Below are 21,181 nucleotides of genomic sequence, written 5' to 3'. Positions count from 1 at the left end.
TCTGGCTCCCCGTCGCGTCGCTGCCTGCCGTCCTCGTGGACCGCGTCGGCGTCGTTCGCGTCGGGAGGCGCTTTATAGGCGGACAGACCGAACCCCGCAAGCGCTTTTTTCGCCCTCGCTGCATTTTTCTTCGGGTGCTGGCTCCCTCAGTCCCTCTACATGACGGCGCCAATCTTCCAGGGCACGAACTCGTTGCGGCCATAGCCGAGCAATTCCGACTTCGATCGCGCACCCGAGGCGATGTCGAGGATGAGCCGGAAAATCTCCCTGCCCTTTTCCTCGATCGTCACGCCGTCGATGATGTCGCCGCAGTTGATGTCCATGTCCTCCTCCATCTTGTGGAAGAGGTCGGAGTTGGTCGCCAGCTTGATCGACGGCGTCGGCTTGCAGCCGTAGGCCGAGCCGCGTCCGGTGGTGAAGCACAGCATGTTGGCGCCACCCGCCACCTGCCCGGTCGCCGCGACCGGGTCGTAGCCGGGCGTGTCCATGTAGACGAAGCCCTTGCGGTCGATCCGCTCGGCGTAGCGGTAGACCCCACGCAGGGTCGAGGTGCCGCTCTTGGCAACCGCCCCCAGCGACTTCTCCAGGATGGTCGTCAGTCCGCCCGCCTTGTTGCCGGGGGAGGGGTTGTTGTTCAGCTCGCCGCCGGTGCGCGCGGCGTAGGCCGTCCACCAGTCGATCAGCTCGACGATCCGCTGCCCGACCTCCGGACTTTCGGCGCGGCGGGTCAGCAGATGCTCGGCGCCGTAGATCTCGGGAGTCTCCGACAGGATCGCGGTGCCGCCCTGGCGCACCAGGATGTCGACCGCCGCCCCCAGCGCCGGGTTGGCCGTCAGCCCCGAATAGCTGTCGGAGCCGCCGCATTGCAGCGCCAGCGTCAGCTCCGACGCCGGGACCGTCTCGCGTCGCGCCGCGTTGGCGAAGGGCAGCATCTCGATCACGCGGGCAACGCCGGCGGCGACCGTCTTGCGGGTGCCGCCGCTCTCCTGGATGATCAGGCTCTGGAAATGCTCGCCCTCGACGATGCCGTAGGCCTGCTTCAGGCGCGGGATCTGGAGAACCTCGCAACCCAGCCCAACCAGCAGGACGGCGGCGAAGTTCGGATGGCTGGCGTAGCCCCACAGGGTGCGGGCGATGATGTCGAACTCCTCGCCCTTCCCCGCCATGCCGCAGCCGGTGTCGTGCTTCAGCGCCACCACCCCGTCGACGTTGGGGTAGCGGTCGAGGATGCCCGAGCGCGTCACCTCGTCGGCGATGAAGTCGACCACGGTGGTCGAGCAGTTCACCGAACTGAGGATGCCGATGCAGTTGCGCGTCCCGACCCGCCCGTCGGCGCGGCGGAAGCCCTGGAAGGTCGCCGGCTCCTCGCCGGGCCGCAGGGGCTCGTCCGGCCGCGCCTCGGCGGCGAAGGCGTAGTCGCGCTCGAACTCCTGGAGCGCCACGTTGTGCTCGTGCACCCAGTCCCCCGCCGCGATATCGCCGCTGGCGAAGCCGATCACCTGCCCGAACTTGCGGATCGCCGCACCCGACGGAATGGCGGCGGTGGCGATCTTGTGCCCGCGTGGGATCGCCGCGCCGGCGGTCAGCCCGCCGGGCAGTTCCTGTCCGCGGGCCAGGGCTTCGACGGCGGTGGCGACGTTGTCGGCCGCGTGCAGGCGGAGGATGGGAAGAGCAGCCATGGCGCGCGTCAAACCTCCAGGATCGCCTTGATGACGCCGGTTTCCGGGCGCAGCCATTCCTTGAACAGCTCCGGCCCGTCGGCCAGCGCGCCCCGATGGGTGTTCAGCGCCAGCGACGGCACCTTGCCGGCCTCCATGAAGCGGACGACCTCGGCGAAATCGTCGGGCTGGGCGTTGCGGCTGGCGAGCAGCGTCGTCTCGCGCTTGTGGAACTCGGGATCGGAGAAGGTGATCTCGCCCGGCACGACGCTGACCAGCACGTAGCGGCCGGCGTGCGCGACGAGGCCGAAGCCGCGGTGCATCGCCGCCGAATTGCCGGTGGCGTCGATCACCACGTCGTAGAAGTCGCCGCCGGTCAGCCGCTTGGCCTCGGCTTCGGCCTCCGCGTCGGCGCGCAGCAGATGGTCGGCGCCCAGCCTGTCGCGGGTGAAGGCGAGCCGATCCTCGCGCATGTCCATGACGGTGACGTCGGCGCCGCGCGCCTTGGCGGCGATGATCGCGGCGATGCCGATCGGGCCGGAACCGACGACGAGCACGCGGTCCTGCGCGGTCACGCCGCCGCGCTTCACGCCATGGGCGCCGATCGCCAGGAACTCGATCATCGCCGCCTCGTCGAGCGAGGCGCCGCCGACCGGGATAACGTTCTGTTCGGGAACGCAGAGATACTCGGCCATGCCGCCGTCGCGGTGGACGCCGACGACCTGGATGTTCTGGCAGGCGTTGGTGACGCCGCGCCGGCAGGACACGCAGACGCCGCAGGACAGGTAGGGCACGATGTAGACGTTCTCGCCGGCCTTCAGGCGGCTGCCCTCCGGCGCGCTCTCCACCGTTCCCGACAGCTCGTGCCCCATCACGCGGGGATAGGCCAGGAAGGGGTGCTTGCCCTGGAAGATGTGGAAGTCCGTGCCACAGACGCCGACGCGGCGGATGCGGACCAGGACCTCCCCGGCGCCCGGCACCGGGTCGGGCCGGCTGATGACCGCCAAGCGGCCGGGTTCCTCGCAGATCAACGCCTTCATTGTCCTGAAACTCCTGTCGGATGGGGGCGGGCCGGCGCCGTGGCCGGCCCGGTTCGCGTCACTTCGGCATCTCGGCCGGCAGCGGGACGCCGTTGTAGGTCTCGTAGATCTTGCTGAGCTTGCCGTTGGCGAGGTTGGTCGCGATCCAATCGTCGACCACCTTGCGCAGCGCGTCGTCGCCCTTGCGGAAGCCGGCGGCGTAGGGGTTGGTCTTCAGCACCAGCTTGACCTCGTAGGGGTCGTTCGGCCGGCGCGCGTTGACCGCCGCCATCACCTGCGGCGAGGAGGCCATGATGTTGACCTGACCGGAGATCAGCGCGGTGATCAGCGTCGCGTCGTCGTCGTAGCGCACCATCTCGGCGCCCTGGGCCTGGGTGGTGGCCTCCTTGTCGTTGGTCGAGCCGCGCGTCGTGCCGAGGCGCTTGCCGACCACGTCCTTCAGGTCGGTGATCGCGACGTTCTTGGGCGCGGCGATCACGACCTGGATGACGCCGTAGGGGGCGGAGAAGTCGATGACCTTCTTGCGCTCCTCGTTGATGCTGAAGGAGGCCATGACCATGTCGGCCTTGCCGGTCAGCAGGAAGGGCACGCGGTTCGGGCTGGTGACCTGGACGATCTCCAGCGCGTAGCCGAGATCGGCGGCCAGCGCCTTGGCGGTCTCGACGTCGGAGCCGGTCGGCTGCATGGCGCTGTCGTTCATGCCGAAGGGCGGCGAGCCGAGGTCGATGGCGACGCGGATCTTCTTGTTGGCCTTGATGGTGTCGAGGCTGTCGGCGAAGGCCGGGGCCGTCAGGCTGGCGAGCATGGCGATGCCGGCCGCGGCGATCAGGTGTCTGCGGTTCATGGTTTCCTCCGTTTGGATTTGTTGCGATTCGAATTGCCCTCTCCCGAGGCGGGAGAGGGAGGAATTCACAGCCCGCTGCCGACGAAGCCGCGCAGTTCCTCGGTTTGCGGGCGGTCGAGCATCGAGCCCGGACCGCTCTCCCACACCTTGCCCTGGTGCATGTAGATGACCGTCGAGGCGACGCGACGGGCGAAAGCCATCTCGTGGGTGACCAGGATCATCGTCATGCCGCCGGCCGCCAGGCTCTCCATCACCTTCAGCACCTCGCCGGTGAGCTGCGGGTCGAGCGCCGAGGTCACCTCGTCGAACAGCATCAGCTTCGGCTTCATCGCCAGCGAGCGGGCGATGGCGACGCGCTGCTGCTGCCCGCCGGACAGCTGCTCGGGATACTGCTCGGCCTTGGCCTCCAGCCCGACGCGCGCCAGCACCTCGCGGGCCAGCTCGCGGGCCTCGGCCTTGGACATCGACTTCACGCAGGTCGGCGCCAGCATGATGTTCTGCTCCACCGTCAGGTGGGGGAACAGGTTGTAGCTCTGGAACACGATGCCGACGTCGCGGCGCAGCGCGCGGCGGTCCAGCGCCGGGTCGTGGACGGCGTGGCCGCAGACATGGATGCTGCCCTCCTGGATCGTCTCCAGCGCGTTGATGCAGCGCAACGCCGTCGACTTGCCCGACCCCGACTGGCCGATGATGGCGGTGACCTCGCCGGGGCCGACGTCGAAGGACACGCCGTCCAGCACCTTCAGCGCGCCGAAGCTCTTGTGGACGTTCGACAGGCTGACGACAGCCTTGGCGGAAACAGGGGCATGCATGGGCTGTTCGTCCTCCCGGAGACGCGCGGGCTTAGCGACGGCTGACATTGAGCTTCCTTTCCAGGCTGCGGCTCCAGGTCGAGAGCGGGAAACAGAGGGCGAAGTAGAAGACGGCGACGACGATGAAGATCGTGAAGGGCTCGAAGATCGAGTTGTTGATCAGCTTGCCGGCCTGCGACAACTCGATGAAGCCGACGACCGAGGCCAGCGAGGTGTTCTTGACGATCTGCACCAGGAAGCCGACGGTCGGCGCGGTGGCGAGGCGCAGGGCCTGCGGCAGGACGACCCGCGTCATCCGCTGCCAGCGCGTCAGCGCCAGGCATTCGGCCGCCTCCCACTGGGTCTTCGGCACCGACTGGATGCAGCCCCGCCAGATCTCGGCGAGGAAGCCCGACGAGTAGACGGTCAGCCCCGCCCCGGCGGCGATGATCGCCGGAACCGCGTCGAAGCCGGCGATGGCGACGCCGAAATAGATCAGGAACAGCAGGATCAGCAGGGGCGTGCCCTGGACGAGCTGGATGTAGACGATCGCGGCGATCCGCAGGGACCGGCTGGCGGAGACGCGGGCCAGCGCCACGACGAAGCCGAGCAGCCCGCCGCCGACGAAGGCGATGACCGACAGCCCGACCGTCCAGAGCGCCGCCCAGGCCAGGAATTCGAGATGGGTGAAGCTGAAACCGGGCATGACCTTTCCCCTCAGAGCGCCGTGCCGAGCTTGCGCCGGCGGACGAAGACGACCATGCCGAAGCCCCAGAAGGCGGCGCGCACGACGAAGGACAGCAGCAGGTAGAGGACACCGACGACGATGTAGGTCTCGAAGCTGCGGAAGGTGTCGGACTGGATGCGGTTGGCGACCGCCGTCAGTTCCTCCGCCGAGATCTGCGAGGTGATGGAGGAGGCCAGCATCAGCAGCACATACTGGCTGGTCAGCGCCGGATAGACGCGCTCCACCGCCGGCCGCAGCACGACGTGCCAGTAGGTCTGCACCCGGCTGAGCCCCAGGCAGTCGGCCGCCTCCAACTGCGCCTTGTGCACCGATTCCAGCCCGGCGCGCACGATCTCGCAGGTGTAGGCGCCGACATTGACCACCAGCGCGATGACCGCCGCCATGTTGGCCGACACATGGACGCCCAGCGTCGCGATGCCGAAATAGACCAGGAAGATCTGCACCAGCAGCGGCGTGTTGCGGATCACCTCGACGTAGGTGGCGACCGCCCATTTGACGGCGGGCGAGCCGTCGGCCCGGCCGATGGCGCACAGCGTGCCGAGCACGAAGCCGAGCACCGTGGCCAGAGCCGACAATTGCAGGGTCAGCCACACCCCGGTGGCGAATTCGCGCCAGAAGGGGAGAAGGACCGAGAAGTCGAATTCGTAGGTCATGAGCGGATCCCCTCGGCAGGCCGGGCCAGAACGGCCCCCAGCACACCGTCGAGCAGCGGGGTCGCGTGGCGGGCGGAACCGGCGCCACACACCCAGGCGAGGAAGTCGCCGATGCGCTTCCCGACCTTGGCCGGGTGGTTCTGGGCGATGTCGGCGATGCGGTGGTCGAGGAAGGGGTTGAGGAAGCGGTCGAGCGTGGTGGCGACGTAGGCTTCCGCCTCCGCCGCCATGCCGCGCGCGGCGAAGCCCGGCACCACCTCGGTGCGGTAGAGGCTTTCCAGCCGGTCGCGGACGCGGCCGTCGGCCAGGATGGCGCGCACCGTCTCGTCCGGGTCGCGCCGCTCCGCCATCCACAGGTCGGCCAGCACGCTGTGGCCGAGGTTGAGGATGTGCAGCTTCAGCCGCTCGAAGCGTTCCAGATCGTCGGTCATCACGATCGCCGGGTGCCCGCAGGGGGCCGACAGGCCGGGCCGGCGCTCGATCGCCCACAGCGCGTAGGGCTCGGCCACGGCGCCGATCGGGTCGAGCGGCTGCGAGACGATGCGGTCGACCAGCGTGTTGCCGATGGTCACCGACCCGGCCATCCAGTCGAGGAAACCGGCCGGCGCGCCCGCGTCCCGCGCCAGCCCGGCCAGGATGGCGGCGAGGACCTCGCCGTTGCGGCTGACCAGCTCGCAGGGCAGCACCGTCAGCGACCGCCCGCCGTCGCGCCAGCGCCGGTGCAGCAGAGCCAGCAGCTTGCCGGGAAAGGAGTGCGGGACGGCGGTGCCGGACAGCAGCGCCGGATGACGGTCGGCGGCGGCGACCTCGTAGCCGGTGTCGCCCATGTTGGAGACGACGGCATCCGTCTCACCGGCGAACAGCGCCGACAGTTCCTCCCAGTCGCGGGCGGCGGCGAGGCCGCGGTCGACGCTGGTCACCTGGATCCGGCGTTCCACCGGAGCGCCCTTCTCGATGCCGCGGATGATGACGGGAAAACCGCCGGGACGGCCGAAGGCGGCGACGCGCCCTGCCCGCTCCGCCGAGCCCGACGCCTGGACCACCGCGATCGGCCCGACCGGCTGGCCGGCCTCCCGCGCCTCGTGGACGAACAGATCCACATGGGCCTGCAAGAAGCGGCTGGTGCCGAATTGTAGGATGCGGCCGGTCATCGTCCGGAGATCTCCCCTCGACGGCGGAGCGTTCGCCGGTGCTCCGGTTTCCGCTGGAACCGTCCGCACCGCCGCTCGTCCGTCATCTTGATTGTTGACGTCACCTGTTCGTTACGGATAACAAACATAGGAGAAGAGAGAGGGTCAATCTGTTTTTTATGGGAAAAAACCAATGAGAAAAAACAGGGTGGAACCCACGGCATGAAGACCAACACCCTCTACAAGCGCAGCTACAACCAGTGCCTGGATCTGGTCGCCACGCGCACCTTGGGCGGGGATCTGGGGTCGGAGAACGAACTCGCGGCTGCACTCGACGTCAGTCGGACCACGGTGCGCGCCGTCCTCGACGGGTTGACCGCCGCCGGGCTGATCGGCATCGACAAGCGCGCGAAGCGGATCCTGCGCCACCCGGCCCCCACCGACTACTACCCTGACACCGAGACGGAATCGGTCGCCACCACCGTCGAGAAGAAGTTCATGGCCTGGATCCAGCAGGGCGACTGCAAGCCAGGCCAGCACATCAGCGGCCTCGACCTCGCCCGCCAGTTCGGCACCTCGAACTCGGCGATCCGCGAGCACCTCAACCAATTCAGCTATTTCGGTCTGCTGGAGCGGCGCCCGAACAGCCGCTGGGTCTTCCGCGGTTTCACCGAGGAGTTCGCGGAGGAGTTGACGGAGGTGCGCGAGATGTTCGAACTCCGTTCGGCCCGGCGCTTCATCGAACTCGATGCGAAATCACCGCTGTGGCAGGAGCTGGACCGCATCGAGGAGCAGCATGTCGCCTTGCTGAAGGACATCGACCAGCGCTTCATGGAATTCTCGGAGCTGGACCAGCGCTTCCACAGCCTGATCAACGAGGCGGCGCCCAACCGCTTCATGGAGATGTTCTTCGACGTGATCTCCATGGTCTTCCACTACCACTACCCGTGGAACAAGCGCGACGAGAAGGAGCGCAACGCGGTCGCCATCCAGGAGCATCTCGCCTACATCCGGGGCCTGAAAAGCCGCGACCCGGAGCGGATGATGGCCGCCTGCCGCACCCATCTGGACACCGCTCGCGCGAGCCTGCTCCGCTCCATGGAGGTGCGAAGGTAGGAATTGGACTTCCAGGCGGAACGATGGACGCCCTGTCATGGTGTCCCGTTCCGTACGGACGCCGGATCGGACTCCCGACCCTCCTGGCTTCCCTTCCCGGCGTCTGGCCGCTCGAAAGCCAGAGACGCGTCGTCAACGACGCCAAGCCGTCCGGATCGCTGTCCACGATCGCGTGACTGTCGGGCGGCCATCCCGCCACAGCGCTTCATCGAGGGAGGGCTCAAGCTGTTCCCGAACATCCCTCGCGGCTGGTTCGGCGAAGCGGTGCCACGGCATCCGCGCGACGATTTCCTGAGGGGCGACCGGATCAACTGGTACCGGGAGGCGACGGTCGGCGGCCTGAATGCCGTCTGATCGAGACCGCGGCGCGGTGGTTCCTCCCGGCAGGCACTCCTCTCTTCTGCCACCGTCAAGGGGATGGGTGACACGGCGGAATCACCAGCCTTTAGAGCGCCTAACAGAAGCTTGAGTCGTCTCTCGACACGTCATCCCCGCGAAGGCGGGGATCCAGAGTTTTCCGAGCGGAACCCATGGGAAAAGCCTGGATCCCCGCCTTCGCGGGGATGACGGTTCCATTGGGCACCGATGGCGAAAACGGAATTCTGTTCGGCGCTCTTAACCTGCGTCAAGGGCCGGCCGGCGGCGGTGGCGGACACTGCGGCCGGTATCATCGCGACAGGCATCCGTTCCATCCATCGAACAAGGACCGAAGCATGCCGCGGGATCCATCCACCGTCCCGGCGCGGTGCTGGCACGCCATCGACCCGTCCGCCGTCTGTTCCGAACTCCGCACCGGAGCCGACGGACTCTCGGAGCGGGAGGCGGCCGACCGTCTGCGTACCTGCGGCGCCAACGCCATGCCCGCCGCCTCGGTTCGCGGCCCGCTGCGCCGGTTCCTGTCCCAGTTCGGCACTCTGCTGATCCGCATCCTGCTGGCGGCGGCGGCCGTCACCGCCGCCTTGGGGCATTGGACCGACGCCGTGGTCGTCCTGCTCGTCTGCGTCCTGAACGCCGGCATCGGCTTTCTCCAGGAGGGCCGGGCCGAACGCGCGCTCGACGCGATCCGCGGCATGCTCGCCCCCCAAGCGACCGTCCTCCGCGACGGCCGAAGGCGCGCCGTCCCGGCGGCCGGTCTGGTGCCCGGCGACGCCGTGCTGATCGAACCCGGCGACCGGGTGCCCGCCGACCTGCGCCTGCTGCGCGCCCGCGGGCTGCGGATCGATGAGGCGGCGCTGACCGGCGAGTCGGTGGCGGCGGCCAAGAGCGTGGAGCCGGTCGCCCTGGACAGCCCGCTGGGCGACCGAGCGTCGATGGCCTTCTCCGGGACGCTGGTCGTCGCGGGCCAGGGTCTGGGCGTGGTGGTCGCCACCGGCGCGGGCACGCAGATCGGGCGAATCACCAGCCTGCTCGCTTCCGTGCGGACGCTCACGACACCGCTCCTGGAGAAGGTCGGCACGCTCGCGCGCTGGGTGACCGGAAGCGTGCTGGCCGGCGCGGCCCTGGTCTTCGCTCTCGGCGTCCTGGTCCGCGGCCATGAGGCGGCCGGCACGCTGATGGCCGTGGTCAGCCTCGCCGTGGCGGCCATCCCGGAAGGGTTGCCGACCATCCTGACCGTGTCGCTGGCGGTCGGTGTCACCCGGATGGCGAAGCGCCAGGCCATCATCCGCCGCCTGCCGGCCGTGGAGGCGCTCGGTTCCGTGTCGATCGTCTGCTCGGACAAGACCGGCACCCTCACGCGCAACGAGATGACGGTCAAGGCGCTCGCCACGGCCTCCGGCCAGTACGAGGTCGACGGTGCCGGCTACAGCCCGCGCGGCGGCTTCCGGCAGGATGACCTGCCCCTTGCCGATCCTGGCGAGGTGCCGGACCTGGACGGAATCGCTCGGGCGGCGGTGCTGTGCAACGACGCGTGCCTTCGGCGGAACGGCGGGGGCTGGCGGATCGAGGGCGATCCGATGGAGGGCGCCCTCGTCGTGCTCGGCTGCAAGGCGGGGATCGATCCGGACGAGCTCCGGAGGCTGTTCCCACGCACCGACATCATCCCCTTCGAGCCCGAGCACCGATTCATGGCGACGCTGCATCACGGCCATGACGGAACCGCCTTCGTCTGTGTCAAGGGAGCGCCCGAACAGGTCCTGGCCATGTGCGAGCTCCAGCCCCGCGACGGTCAGGCGGAGCTGGGTGACGGAACGGCCCCGGATGCCGCGTTGTGGCGGTCGCGTGTCGTCGGGATGGCTTCACGGGGGTGGCGCGTCCTGGCCATTGCCTGGAAGCCGATGCCGGCTGGGCGGCTGCTCCTGCGCTTCGACGACGTCGAGGGTGGTCTGTCGCTGCTGGGCCTGTTCGGCATCGCGGATCCGCCGCGCGACGAGGCCGTCGCAGCGGTCGCGCGCTGCCGGTCGGCCGGGATCCGCGTCAAGATGATCACCGGCGACCATGCGGACACGGCGCGGGCCATCGCCCGCGACCTCGGGCTCGCCAACCCGCAGGACGTCCTGACCGGATCGGACATCGACCGCCTGTCCGACGAGGCGCTTCGCCGGACCGCGCCGAACGTCGACGTGTTCGCCCGCACCAGCCCCGAGCACAAGCTGCGCCTGGTGCGGGCGTTCCAGGCGGACGGCTCGGTCGTCGCAATGACGGGGGACGGCGTGAACGACGCCCCGGCGCTCAAGCAGGCCGATGTCGGCATCGCCATGGGACGGAAGGGCACCGAGGCCGCCAAGGAGGCCGCCCTGATGGTTCTGGCCGACGACAACTTCGCCTCGATCGTCGCGGCGATCCAGGAGGGCCGGACCGTCTACGACAACCTGATGAAGGCGATCCTCTTCCTGCTGCCGATCAACGGTGGCGAGTCCCTCGGCATCGTGGCGGCGATCCTGCTCGACACCACGCTGCCCATCACGCCGGTGCAGATCCTGTGGGTGAACATGGTGAGTTCCATCGGCCTGTCGATGGCGCTGGCGTTCGAGCCTCCGGAGGCCGGCGCGATAACCCGGCCGCCCCGGCCGCCCGGTGAACCGATCCTGTCCGGCTTCCTGGTCTGGCGGACGGTTCTCGTCTCGCTTCTGTTCCTGCTCGGCATCTTCGGAACCTTCCACTGGACCCTGGACCGCGGCGCCAGCCTGGCCGAGGCCCGCGCCGTCGCGGTCAACACGCTGGTCTGCATGGAGGTGTTCTATCTCTTCAGCGTCCGTTATCTGCGCGTCCCCTCCTTCACGGCCATCGGTCTGCGGGGCACGCCCCATGTCCTGGCGGCCGTCGGCGCGGTCGTGACGCTCCAGCTTGTTTTCACCCATGCTCCCATCATGCAGCGCTTCTTCGACATCGGCGCGGTCGGCATCGACGACGGCGTGGCGATCCTTGCCACCGGCGCCGCCCTGTTCGCCGTCCTCGAACTGGAGAAATTCGTCCGGCGCGCGTTGTTCCAGAGGAGGGATTGAAGCCGGGACAAAGAATGGCGGCGGCCTATCAGCGGGCAGACGAGCGGCAGCCCACGCCCCCCGCATGGAATGATTTGGCGCGGCCCCGATCCGTCCGCTGACCGGACGGGAGGCTCGGCGCCTCTACGCGGATCACGCGGACCGGTGGCATCCCACGGAGAATGCCGATGCACCGCGGCCATCTTGACCCAGGTAAAGGCCGGCGCCGGCAAACGGCCCATCCTTCCCGCGAGAGAAGCCACGAAGCGGGAGACCCGTCATGTCCTACAAGGAAATCCTGGTCCATTTCGACCATTCCCCGACCGGTGTCCGCAGGATCGAAGCCGCCGCTCGGCTGGCGGAACGGTTCGACGCGCATCTGACCGGGCTCGTGATCCGGGTGCAGCCGCAGTTCCGCTTCAGCGCCGAGATACCGCCCCCCGCGTCCGTCATGGCGGCCCTCGAAAGAGGTGCGACCGAAACGGCGGAGCGCGCGGCGGCGGCGCTTGATGCGGTGCTCGCGCGGCAGGGCTGCGCGACCGGGCAACGCCTCATGGATTGCCCTCCGGCGATGATCGCCGACCGGCTGGCGCTGCACGCACGGTACGCCGATCTTCTCGTCCTGGGCCAGCCCGGAGGCGACGAAGCTTCCGACATCGACAACCATGACGCCGAACTGCTTCTGCTGTCGTCCGGCCGCCCCATTCTGCTGATTCCCCATTACGGAACCTTCCCGACGATCGGCGAGCGTGTCCTGGTGGCCTGGGACGGAGGCCGGGAGGCCGCCCGCGCGGTGGCGGACGCCATGCCCGTCATCGAGAGGGCGCGGTCGGTGCAGGTCCTCACCGTCAACCCGGAGGCGGCAGGGAGCCATGGCGAGGATCCCGGCGCCGACATCGCCCGCCATCTGGCCCGCCACAACGCGTCCGTGGACACCCTGTGCCTTCGGAGCGGCGAGCTCGATGCGGCCGATCTGGTGCTCAACCAAATGGCCGACTCCGGGACCGATCTGCTGGTCATGGGCGCCTACGGCCATTCCCGGCTGCGCGAACTGGTGCTCGGCGGCATGACCCGCGCCATGCTCAAGCGCATGACGGTACCGGTCCTTATGTCCCATTAGGCCGTCCCTCCAACCTGCTTGCGTTGGCGCAGGACCCGGTTCAACAGGCCGACCGCCGGCCTTGCGAGGTCGTGCCAAGCCCTGGGCACCCCGGTCGAAAGTCCGGCGTCGACCTGGATCGAGGCCACCCTTCGGCCGGCCAGGCTGGCGGCAGACCACGACATCGAAACACGGCTGGATGACGGCAACGGGTCTTCAGGCGGCCTCGGCCACCGCCGCGACCAGGAAGGAGAGTTGCAGGCTGGTGCCCGCGCCGACCGCCCATTCCGGTTCCGCGCCAACCTGCTGCGCCAGCAGCCCGATCAGTTGGAGACCGGATGACCGCGCGCGCTCGACCGGCAGGCCGATCCCGTCGTCGGCCAAGAGCAAGCGCACATGCCCCGTTTCCATCAGCGTCAGATCGAGCATGATCCGCCCCGGCCGTTGCGGAAAGGCGTGCTTGGCGCTGTTGGTGACGAACTCGTTGACGATCAGGCCGAGCGGAACGGCGACGTCATGGCCGACCTCGACGTCGTCGGCGTGCACCGCCAGCGTTATGCCTCCGGGATGGCTGCGGCCATACAGGGCGACGGCGTTGCCGCAAAGCTCCTGCAGGTACCCGCCCAGTTCGACCGTTCCGACCCGCCGGGCGTCGTAGAGCCGGCTGTGGACGAGGCGCAACGCCTCGATCCGCCCTTCCAGCTCATCGAGCACGGCGCAGCTTCCGGCGCAAGGGCTCTGGAAACGCTCCATGGCGATCAGGCCCATGATGGCCTGAAGGTCGTTCTTCACCCGGTGCTGGAGTTCGCGCATCGCCGTCGCGCGTTCCTGTTCCACCCGGAGCAGGTACAGGCTGGCGTCCCGCATGGACTCGTACACCGACGCCAACTCCGCCGAGGCGGAGACCGGAGTCGGCGGCAGAGCGCCCCCCGGCCGTCGCAGGACATCCACCGTCCGCGCCAGCCCGGCCATCGACCGCGACAGCCGGCGGGCGTAGGCGAGCACGAAGACCAGGGCCGCCAGGATCGTGGCGCCGCTGACGGCCGCCGCCAGCCACAGCGACCGGCGCATCGGCTGCTCGAACAGGCTGGCCGGAGCGGCGAAGGCGAGGCTCCATCCCGACACCGCCGACCGGGAGAAGGCGAGCGACAGGGCTTCGCCCTCCAGAGCCGGGCCTTCGGCCCAGCCGTCCGGCGATTTGCCGATCGCGTCGAGAACCCAGCCCGGCGCCGGCTTGCCGACAAAGCGCTCGGCGCCGCGCGTCCGCGCGACGACGATGCCGTTGCGGTCGATGATTCCGGCCACCCAGCCCTCGGCGCCCCCCTCCTCACGCAAAAGCTCCTGCCATTTGGCCGTGGTCACCACCGCAACCAGTGCATCGGCGGAACCATCCTTCCGCGAAACGGGCACGAGCACCGCCGCAACGGGGGGCTGGGCGATCGGCCCATACAGGAGGTTCGAGATCTGCGGCCGGCCGGTGGCCACGGCCTTCTCCACCAGGGCATCCATGGAATTGCCGCCCTGCATGGAGGTTCCGAACGGGACGGCGGTGGTGAACAGCACATCGCCCGCAACCGTGCGGAGTGTCACATGCGACCAATAGGGATGGCGGGCCTTGACGTCCTGCACCATGCGGTAGGCATGCTCGGGGTCCCGGTCGTCGGCCAGAGCGACCGCGAGGCTCTCCAGGGCGCTGGTGGTGACGAGCAACTGGCGGTCGAGCGCGACCGACAGAGCCCTGGCGGTTCTCACCATCTCCGCCTCGGCGAACCCGCGTTGGTGGGAAAAATTCCAGGCGATCAGGCCGACGGTGACCAGGGCCATGGCCGCCAGCGGCGGCCCCATCATGCTGAGGAGCGCGGAGGCGATGTTGCGCCTTGCCGCAACGGGGGAGGCCGGTCGAGCACCCGGGACTGTCGCCACATCCATCGGATTCCTCCGTGACACCGATTATCCAAAGACAAGGCTGCGCCATCGTCACGCTACGCCACGGGCACCAAGCGCACATGCAGTAAATTATCGTAGAATGCAAAATACATTTACTTCAATATCATACGCCAAACAGAATATGCCGATTCCACTCTCGCCACAAGACTCCAGAGAGAGTCAAATCACGACGAATCCGCTCCAACATTTTATTAAACACTTGCGGAGACATATTGCTGGTTTTGCGAAACACTCCTTCCATGACCGCAGCTTGCGAACATACATTTAAGAAATTTTTGTAAGCATGGCAATTTTGCTTATGTCTTAATCTCGATCAATCCAGACATGGTCCGTGTCTGCTCTCTTCACTCCAACGGAACGCTGGCGGCTCTCCTGCCTGCGAGCGTCCGTCGCGAACCGCGATGGGGCGGTGAAAGGAGGCAGAATGTCGTACCATGTGATACTGGCACCGATGACCGGCAGCGACACGGATGGTCACGCCCTGCACGCAGCGCTTGCCGTCGCGCGGGAGTTCAACGGGCACGTCGACGCCCTCTACATCGATCCGCGTCCGGAGGACACCTTACCGCTCCTCGCCCAGGGCTTGCCCGAGCCGGTGATCCTGGACATGACGCGCACCGTGCGCGCCCAGAACGCCGCGATCCGCGAGCGGGCCCACGGCCTGTTCGAGCGGGCCACGACCTCCTTGAGCGGACTGACCGTTTCCGGACAGCCCGAACGGGACGGGCCGTCGGCGGCATGGCGGACGATCCGCGGCACGGCGGATGCCCTGCTTCCCCGCGAGGGGCGCAAGGCCGACCTGATCGTTTTCGGCCACAGCACCCTTCCCGGACAGCAGGCGGCTGTCGAGGCGGCGCTGTTCGGCACCGGACGGCCCGTGCTGCTGGTTCCGCCCGAACACTCCGCGCCGCTCGGACGGTCGGTGTCCATTGCCTGGAACGGCAGCGTCGAAGCGACCCGCGCCGTCGCCGCCGGCCTGCCGTTCCTCCATCGTGCCGACAGCGTCTTCGTGCTGTCCACTGAACCACGATCGGTGGACCCGCATGACTGCGCGGGATTGCTGCGGTATCTGCGCTGGCACGGCGTGGACGCCGAGTTCGCCGCCGTGCGCACCGGGTTGGACGATTTGGGGGATGGGCTGATCCGGCGCGCCGACGAACTCGGCGCCGACCTGATCGTCATGGGTGCCTATGGCTACAGCCGGTTGCGCGAGACCGTGTTCGGTGGCGTGACCCGTTTCATGCTCCGCCATCCGAACAAGGCGCTGCTGCTGACCCACTGACCGGGCACCCGCGCCCGACTCCGGCTTAACCTGCGTCAATCGCCGCCACCGGACACGCGCGCATTCTGCCCGAGCCGCAGACGCACCGACCTCCCGAGGGGTGAGCCATGGTCACCACGCGCATCGCCGAACAGAACTGGCCCCGCTACTTCGATGCCAACGCGAACCTGTTTCGCGGCCGGCCAAGCTCGATCGAGGTGATCGCGCCGGACCTCGGAGCCCAACGCGTGGCCGATGGCGTCGTCCTGCTGGGAATAAGCTACGATCCGAGAGAGCGGCAGCTGGATGTCCTGCTCGAAGGCCTGGATCATCGCATCGAGAAACCGCAGGAGCTTCATGTCGCCCGTGCGCCGGACGGTGTCGTCACCATCGAGACGATCGATGGCGACGGCCGCAAGACCATCCTGCGGATCGGCACCCACGCGGTTCCCCATCGGTAGCCCCGAAGTGCTGCCACGCCCCTGGTAGAAGGCGCGGGAAAGGGCATGGCCGGTCCGAACCGGCACCGCCGCACGGCCGCGTCGCCCAGCCCTTCGCCGACAAGGGTTCCGGCTTCATCGAAACAACCGATGGGCTGCTCGATCGCGTCGAGCGTGAAGCGGTGCGTGACCAGCGGCTTCAGATCGACGCGGCCCGAGGCGACGACGGCGAGCAGGCGGCGCATCCGCTCCTTGCCGCCCCGATGATCGTCGCCGCCCCCTTCAGCCTCGCCCGGCGGTGGCGCAGAGGCCGATCGGCCCTTGCGCGAACACCGCCACCATGTCACCGATGCGGAAACACGGTCGCCTTCATCATGACCATGGCACACCCCGCGTGATGTCCCGAATCCGGCGGTCGGGGAGCCCGGATCGGCGGAGACGCGTTCCTCACGGCCCGCTCCACACGGCCGAGAACCCGACACACGCCGATGGGACGAAGATGGCCGTTCCGACCGGCGGTGCATTGACCTGGGTTAAGAGCGCCGAACAGAATTCCGTTTTCACCATCGGTGCCCAATGGGGCCGTCATCCCCGCGAAGGCGGGGATGACGAGTCGAGAGACGACTCAAGGCTCTGTGAGGCGCTCTAAGCCCGGTCGGACCATCGGCCCCCGCGCGCGGGGCCTCGGCCACGGGACACGACGAAAGGTTGATCTCCGGCCTTGTCGTGCCGCCTCCGCTGCGCGGGCGCTGACTTGAAATAGACCCGGAAACGAAACAGCGGAAGGTTCGTGGAAAAATTTCACGAGCGCAGAAACGATGCCCAGCCGCCCTTCGGTCTATTTGTGGTTAGCATCGGATGGCGAGAGAAAATACTTGAAGAACTTCAATGATCTTTTTCGATCCCGGAAAAACCTACCACGTCAGAGCGCTGGACGGAGCCGTCGGGCGTGTCTAGATGTTGCGAAGCAGCGACGCGGCCGGATCGTGGGCGATCATGGGAAGCGATCGCTGGAACCACGGCCCGCCGACGTCCAGCAGCCGAAGCCATCCACCGGTTGATCGGCGGACGGCAGACCGGGAGGTCTCAGCCATGAGCCACGACACAAGCCCCGCGTTTGGCGACACCGACACACTCCAGCCCTGCGATCTCCTGAGCCGCTCCCCCTGCGCCGCCGGAAAACAAAGCCAATGCACGCTCTGCCCCGCTCGCGAGCACAGCGTCTGCCGCCACATCGACGACACGGATTTCGACCGCCTGTTTCCCCATGGCCCGCACATCCAGACCCGCCGGGCCGGCAGCACGCTGTTCCATCAGGGGGAGGCGTTCGGATCCGTCCTGATCGTCCGGAGCGGCTGGGCGTTGACCCACAAGCATTTCGAGGACGGCCGCCGGCAGATCATCCGCTTCGTGCTGCCCGGCGATCTCCTCGGCTTCGAGGGGAACGAGGCGGACGGCATGGCCTACGGGGCGGAGGCGATCACCGACGTGACGCTGTGCAGCATCACGCATTCGGTCTTCTTCAGGACCTGCTTCGGATCGCCGCAACTGGCCATGAACTTCGCCGCGACGGTCACGCGCGAGGCGCTCGCCGCCTGGAACCATGTCGGCGCGCTGGGACAACAGCCGGCCCAGGGCCGGATCGCCAACCTGCTGCTCGACCTTCACCAACGCATCATTGCCCGGTGGGAAGACGAGCGGGCGGCCATCCATCTTCCCATCAACCAGAACCACATCGCCGGTGCCACGGGGCTGACCTCCGTGCATGTGTGCCGCACCCTGAAGCGGATGCGCCAGGCCGGGCTTCTGGACTTCCGGAAAGGGCAGCTGGTTCTCCTCGACACCGGACGGCTTGCCGAGGTCGCCCAACTGGATTCCACCCTTCCCTTGGCCGGCCTGTCGAAGGCGACCGGATTCGCCGCCCGACCGGCCTGAACCGGCATTGGGAGGGAGTTGCGATGAACGGAAGGATCGGCGTCATCGCCGTGGCGCTCCTGCTGGCTTCGCCCGGCGTCCAGGCCGCCGCCACGGCCGACCCGGCCGTGGGGCGGCGGATCGTCGAGCGCTGGTGCTCGTCCTGCCATGTGTCCGGAGCGCAGGGCGGTGGAACGGACGCGGCGCCCACCCTGGACAGCATCGCCAAAGACCGCGGCCGCGGCCCGGATCGCATCCGCGGCTGGCTGGCCGATCCTCACCCGCCGATGCCCAACATGGGCCTCACGCGCGGCGAGATCGACGCGGTCGTCGCCTATCTGGAAAGCCTGGCGCGGTGAGCGATGCGGCACAAGGCGGCGGATAACTCAGGTTAAGGCACGCCCCCGTCGCGGCTGGTCGAATCCCCGTCGAGGAGACCCGCCGATGCACCGAGGCGACAGCACCTGGATAATTCTGGCCAACCAGACCGGCGCCGTCCTCCTGCGCCGGCGGCCCGGGCCGGACCATGGCTATGAGGAACTCACCCGCGAGGCCGCGATCGACCTGCGGATGCCGGAGTCCGAAAAGCCGGACCGCCGCGCGCCCGGCACGCCCGCGTACGCGGCAACGGGACAACCCACGACGGAGCGGGGAACCTCCGCCCAGGACATCGCCGCGACGGCCTTCGAGCAGCGCGTTGCCGCGCTCGTCAATCAGGCCGCCACGCAGGGGATGTTCGATTCCCTGATCCTCGTCGCCCCCTCCGCGACCTTGCGGACCCTGCGGCGGGCATTGAACCCTCAGGCCCGTCTGCGCTTGACCCGGCAGGAGGCCAAGGATCTGCTCGGCACATCGGACCAGACACTTCCCGCACGCCTGAAGCCTCTGTTGCGCGGATGACGCCGGTCCGTCCTCCCCGACCGGCCGGCACCGGCGCCGAACCGCGGAAGAGCCGAGGCCCGGCTCCCGTTTCGCGGAGCGTGCTCATGAGGGCGCAGTCTCTCCCGGTGCCGCAGCCCCTGCATGACCTGCGCAGCGGCCCGGCCCGTGAACGCTGGCCCGTGGACACTGGCCCGTGGACACTGGAGGGAGGTCTACCCCCTCCTTGCCGGCCCCCACCGCCGACCCGCTTGATCCAGGTTAACCGGCGCCCCCGGCATCGGGCCGATACAGGAGGCGGCACACGAGTCACCCGAACCCAGGAGGACGACATGGCAGACGCAAACGTGACGGCAAAGCCTCGGGAGGAGGAGAAGCCCCGGCAGGAGGTCGCCTCGACGGGCACGGCGGCGCAGCAGATCGCCGTCCACAACCGGAACCCGATCCTCGCCCTGCGCGACGAGTTCGACCGGCTGTTCGACGAAGCCTCGTCCATGCTGCACCTGCCCTGGAGCCGGCGGGCGCCGTTCGATCTGGAACCGCTGCTGCGCACCGGGCTGGAGGGCATGGCCTTCGCCCCGCCGGCCGAGGTCGATGACCGCGAGGGCGAGTACCGGGTGACCATGGAACTCCCCGGAATGGACGCGCAGTCGATTGACCTCACGGTCCAGAACGACGTCCTCTCCGTCAAGGCCGAGAAGCGGGAGGAAAAGGAGGAGAAGGGCGCCAGCCGCACCTTCTCGGAGCGGCGCTACGGCCTGTGCGCGCGGACGTTCCGCCTGCCCGCCGACGTCGACCGCGACCGCATCGCGGCCAGCATGAAGGACGGCGTCCTCACGCTCACCCTGCCCAAGACCGAGTCGAGCCAACCGGCCAGGCGGCAGATCGACATCAAGCAGGCATGAGACAGCTGGAAAGGCGAACGCCGGCCCTCCGGCGCTCGCCTTCCCTCACCGGCAGGCTTCGCGGCGGAGCGCGCTGTCCGACCCCACGGTCTGCCGCACGGAGAACTCGAGAAGGTGGTGCACACGCCGCCCCACGATGTGCGCGAGCCGACCGGCATACGGAGCCGGCAGCGGGGGAAGCGGCGTTGCCGGGGACGCAACTTGCCGAAGCCGGCTGATCAACCGGCCTCTTCAGCGTATGGGTGACATCATGGATTGCTATCTGCACCTGAACTATATCGTCGAACGGCAGCGTGAGGCGTGGACCGTGCGCATGCAGGGCGGAGATTGCGGCGGGAACTTCGGCTCCCGGCGCGACGCCCTGAAAGCCGCCCTCAAGGATGCCGAACGCGTGTGCGATCTCGGCCATCATGTGCAGGTCTTCGCCAGACGCGCGGACGGCAGCCTGAGACAGATCGCCGACCGCTCCGCCGCCCGGCCATAGCTTGGTGTGCGATCGAGCAGGGGGCGAACTTGCGGTACGGGGCCGTCGGGATCGGCCGGAGCCCTTCAAAGCTTGCGGGGTGCGCCGATCCGGAGCAGACTCCAACGCCGGTTCGCGGGGTGGGAGGTCGGCGGACGCGGGCTTCCGCGGTCGTCATAAGCGGGTCGCCGGTGTTGACTTCGGCACCGACGCGCCAGCGGCGCAGGCCGGCCCGGCGAGGCCGCGACAGGGAGGAACCGATGCGACAGGGCGGGTCCGGCGCAGGCCAGGAATTCAGCGGCTACACGGCGGTGGCGGTGTTCCTGCATTGGCTGATGGTGGCGCTGCTCACCGCCCAATACGCTCTTGGCTGGACGATGCCCGAAATACACCGGGGCACCCAGCCGGAAACCTTGATCAACCTGCATCTTTCGGTGGGGGCGCTGATCCTGTTCGTGCTGCTCTGCCGGTTGCTGTGGCGACTGACCCATCCGGCTCCGCCACCGCCCGCGGGCCTGCCGGGATGGCAGAACCTGATCTCGGCGCTCGTCCATTGGCTGCTGTATGCGCTGCTGGTGATCGTCCCGGTGCTGGGTTGGATGAACGCCTCCGCCCGGGGTTGGACGGTAACCCTGTTCTCGGCGGTCCCGTTGCCTTCGCTGGTGGCGGACGGCTCACCGCTGGGACGATCGTCCGGGGATGTCCATGTGGCGCTCAGCTACGTCCTGTTGGCCGCGGCGGGGTTGCATGTTGTTGCGGCGCTCTACCATCGTTTCCTCCTGCGTGACGACGTGATGCGGCGGATGCTGCCAGGAAAGTGATTGCGGCGGGCAATCATCTCCCCCAGGCCATCTCCCTTGCGCTGCGGCCC

Annotated in this window: 19 protein-coding genes; 11 read left to right on the top strand and 8 right to left on the bottom strand. The window is 68.3% G+C overall.

The features are described 5' to 3' along the window. Window positions 1–155 precede the first annotated feature (155 nt). The 7 genes from J2847_RS06360 to J2847_RS06330 form a co-directional block, all read right to left on the bottom strand. Window positions 156–1,679, bottom strand: a complete 1,524-nt coding sequence (locus J2847_RS06360; protein ID WP_209778013.1) for a UxaA family hydrolase — start codon at window positions 1,677–1,679, stop codon at window positions 156–158. Between the two features lie 8 nt (window positions 1,680–1,687). Next, a complete protein-coding gene (locus J2847_RS06355) occupies window positions 1,688–2,698 on the bottom strand; it encodes a zinc-binding alcohol dehydrogenase family protein (RefSeq protein WP_209778012.1) in 1,011 nt (336 codons plus the stop codon). A gap of 58 nt (window positions 2,699–2,756) precedes the next feature. Further along, window positions 2,757–3,542 carry a transporter substrate-binding domain-containing protein gene (locus tag J2847_RS06350; protein WP_209778010.1) on the bottom strand — a complete coding sequence of 262 codons (786 nt, stop codon included), beginning with the start codon at window positions 3,540–3,542 and terminating at the stop codon, window positions 2,757–2,759. Window positions 3,543–3,607: 65 nt separating this feature from the next. After that, the gene (locus tag J2847_RS06345) at window positions 3,608–4,354 is read right to left on the bottom strand and encodes an amino acid ABC transporter ATP-binding protein (RefSeq protein ID WP_209778008.1); all 747 of its coding nucleotides are present in this window, start codon (window positions 4,352–4,354) and stop codon (window positions 3,608–3,610) included. A 31-nt stretch (window positions 4,355–4,385) separates the two neighbouring features. Then, entirely contained in the window at window positions 4,386–5,039 is a 654-nt protein-coding gene (locus tag J2847_RS06340; RefSeq protein WP_085554084.1) for an amino acid ABC transporter permease, read from the bottom strand. Window positions 5,040–5,050: 11 nt separating this feature from the next. Further along, complete coding sequence (locus J2847_RS06335) at window positions 5,051–5,734, bottom strand: amino acid ABC transporter permease (RefSeq protein ID WP_209778006.1); 684 nt, start codon at window positions 5,732–5,734, stop codon at window positions 5,051–5,053. After that, window positions 5,731–6,885: a mannitol dehydrogenase family protein gene (locus J2847_RS06330; RefSeq protein WP_209778004.1), complete on the bottom strand. Its 1,155-nt coding sequence runs from the start codon at window positions 6,883–6,885 to the stop codon at window positions 5,731–5,733. The genes J2847_RS06335 and J2847_RS06330 overlap by 4 nt, the downstream gene beginning before the upstream one ends. A 201-nt stretch (window positions 6,886–7,086) precedes the next feature. Between J2847_RS06330 and J2847_RS06325 the strand changes: the two genes are divergently transcribed. The 3 genes from J2847_RS06325 to J2847_RS06315 all read left to right on the top strand — a co-directional run bounded on the left by J2847_RS06325 (window position 7,087) and on the right by J2847_RS06315 (window position 12,522). Continuing rightward, window positions 7,087–7,980 carry a GntR family transcriptional regulator gene (locus J2847_RS06325; RefSeq protein WP_209778003.1) on the top strand — a complete coding sequence of 298 codons (894 nt, stop codon included), beginning with the start codon at window positions 7,087–7,089 and terminating at the stop codon, window positions 7,978–7,980. 713 nt (window positions 7,981–8,693) lie between these two features. Further along, the gene (locus J2847_RS06320) at window positions 8,694–11,423 is read left to right on the top strand and encodes an HAD-IC family P-type ATPase (protein WP_209778001.1); all 2,730 of its coding nucleotides are present in this window, start codon (window positions 8,694–8,696) and stop codon (window positions 11,421–11,423) included. Window positions 11,424–11,682: 259 nt separating this feature from the next. Then, window positions 11,683–12,522, top strand: coding sequence for a universal stress protein (locus J2847_RS06315; protein ID WP_209777999.1), 840 nt, complete (start codon window positions 11,683–11,685; stop codon window positions 12,520–12,522). Between the two features lie 195 nt (window positions 12,523–12,717). On the opposite strand, the gene J2847_RS06310 is transcribed toward J2847_RS06315, so the two are convergent. Further along, the gene (locus tag J2847_RS06310; RefSeq protein ID WP_209777997.1) at window positions 12,718–14,430 is read right to left on the bottom strand and encodes a sensor histidine kinase; all 1,713 of its coding nucleotides are present in this window, start codon (window positions 14,428–14,430) and stop codon (window positions 12,718–12,720) included. A gap of 442 nt (window positions 14,431–14,872) precedes the next feature. Here J2847_RS06310 and J2847_RS06305 point away from each other — a divergent pair, with 442 nt between their 5' ends. The 8 genes from J2847_RS06305 (at window position 14,873) to J2847_RS06270 (ending at window position 21,131) form a co-directional block, all read left to right on the top strand. Further along, a complete protein-coding gene (locus tag J2847_RS06305; protein ID WP_209777995.1) occupies window positions 14,873–15,730 on the top strand; it encodes a universal stress protein in 858 nt (285 codons plus the stop codon). 107 nt (window positions 15,731–15,837) lie between these two features. Continuing rightward, window positions 15,838–16,170 (top strand): DUF5335 family protein, encoded by a 333-nt coding sequence (locus tag J2847_RS06300; RefSeq protein ID WP_209777994.1) that lies wholly within the window; start codon window positions 15,838–15,840, stop codon window positions 16,168–16,170. Between the two features lie 1,071 nt (window positions 16,171–17,241). Beyond that, window positions 17,242–18,084 carry a Crp/Fnr family transcriptional regulator gene (locus tag J2847_RS06295; RefSeq protein WP_209777992.1) on the top strand — a complete coding sequence of 281 codons (843 nt, stop codon included), beginning with the start codon at window positions 17,242–17,244 and terminating at the stop codon, window positions 18,082–18,084. A gap of 23 nt (window positions 18,085–18,107) precedes the next feature. Further along, window positions 18,108–18,422 carry a c-type cytochrome gene (locus J2847_RS06290; protein WP_209777990.1) on the top strand — a complete coding sequence of 105 codons (315 nt, stop codon included), beginning with the start codon at window positions 18,108–18,110 and terminating at the stop codon, window positions 18,420–18,422. Between the two features lie 85 nt (window positions 18,423–18,507). Then, on the top strand, window positions 18,508–18,963 hold the full coding sequence (locus J2847_RS06285; RefSeq protein ID WP_209777988.1) for a baeRF12 domain-containing protein: 456 nt from the start codon (window positions 18,508–18,510) through the stop codon (window positions 18,961–18,963). 311 nt (window positions 18,964–19,274) lie between these two features. Then, complete coding sequence (locus J2847_RS06280; RefSeq protein ID WP_209777987.1) at window positions 19,275–19,847, top strand: Hsp20/alpha crystallin family protein; 573 nt, start codon at window positions 19,275–19,277, stop codon at window positions 19,845–19,847. Between the two features lie 250 nt (window positions 19,848–20,097). Beyond that, window positions 20,098–20,331 (top strand): hypothetical protein, encoded by a 234-nt coding sequence (locus J2847_RS06275; RefSeq protein ID WP_143268266.1) that lies wholly within the window; start codon window positions 20,098–20,100, stop codon window positions 20,329–20,331. A 239-nt stretch (window positions 20,332–20,570) separates the two neighbouring features. Beyond that, complete coding sequence (locus J2847_RS06270) at window positions 20,571–21,131, top strand: cytochrome b (RefSeq protein ID WP_209777985.1); 561 nt, start codon at window positions 20,571–20,573, stop codon at window positions 21,129–21,131. The last annotated feature ends 50 nt before the right edge of the window (window positions 21,132–21,181 follow it).

It is taken from the genome of Azospirillum agricola, assembly GCF_017876095.1.
In the GTDB taxonomy this organism is placed as follows: Bacteria; Pseudomonadota; Alphaproteobacteria; order Azospirillales; family Azospirillaceae; genus Azospirillum; species Azospirillum agricola.
The sequence above is the reverse complement of the archived record's forward strand: the minus strand, read 5'-3'. Positions and strand labels throughout refer to the sequence as shown.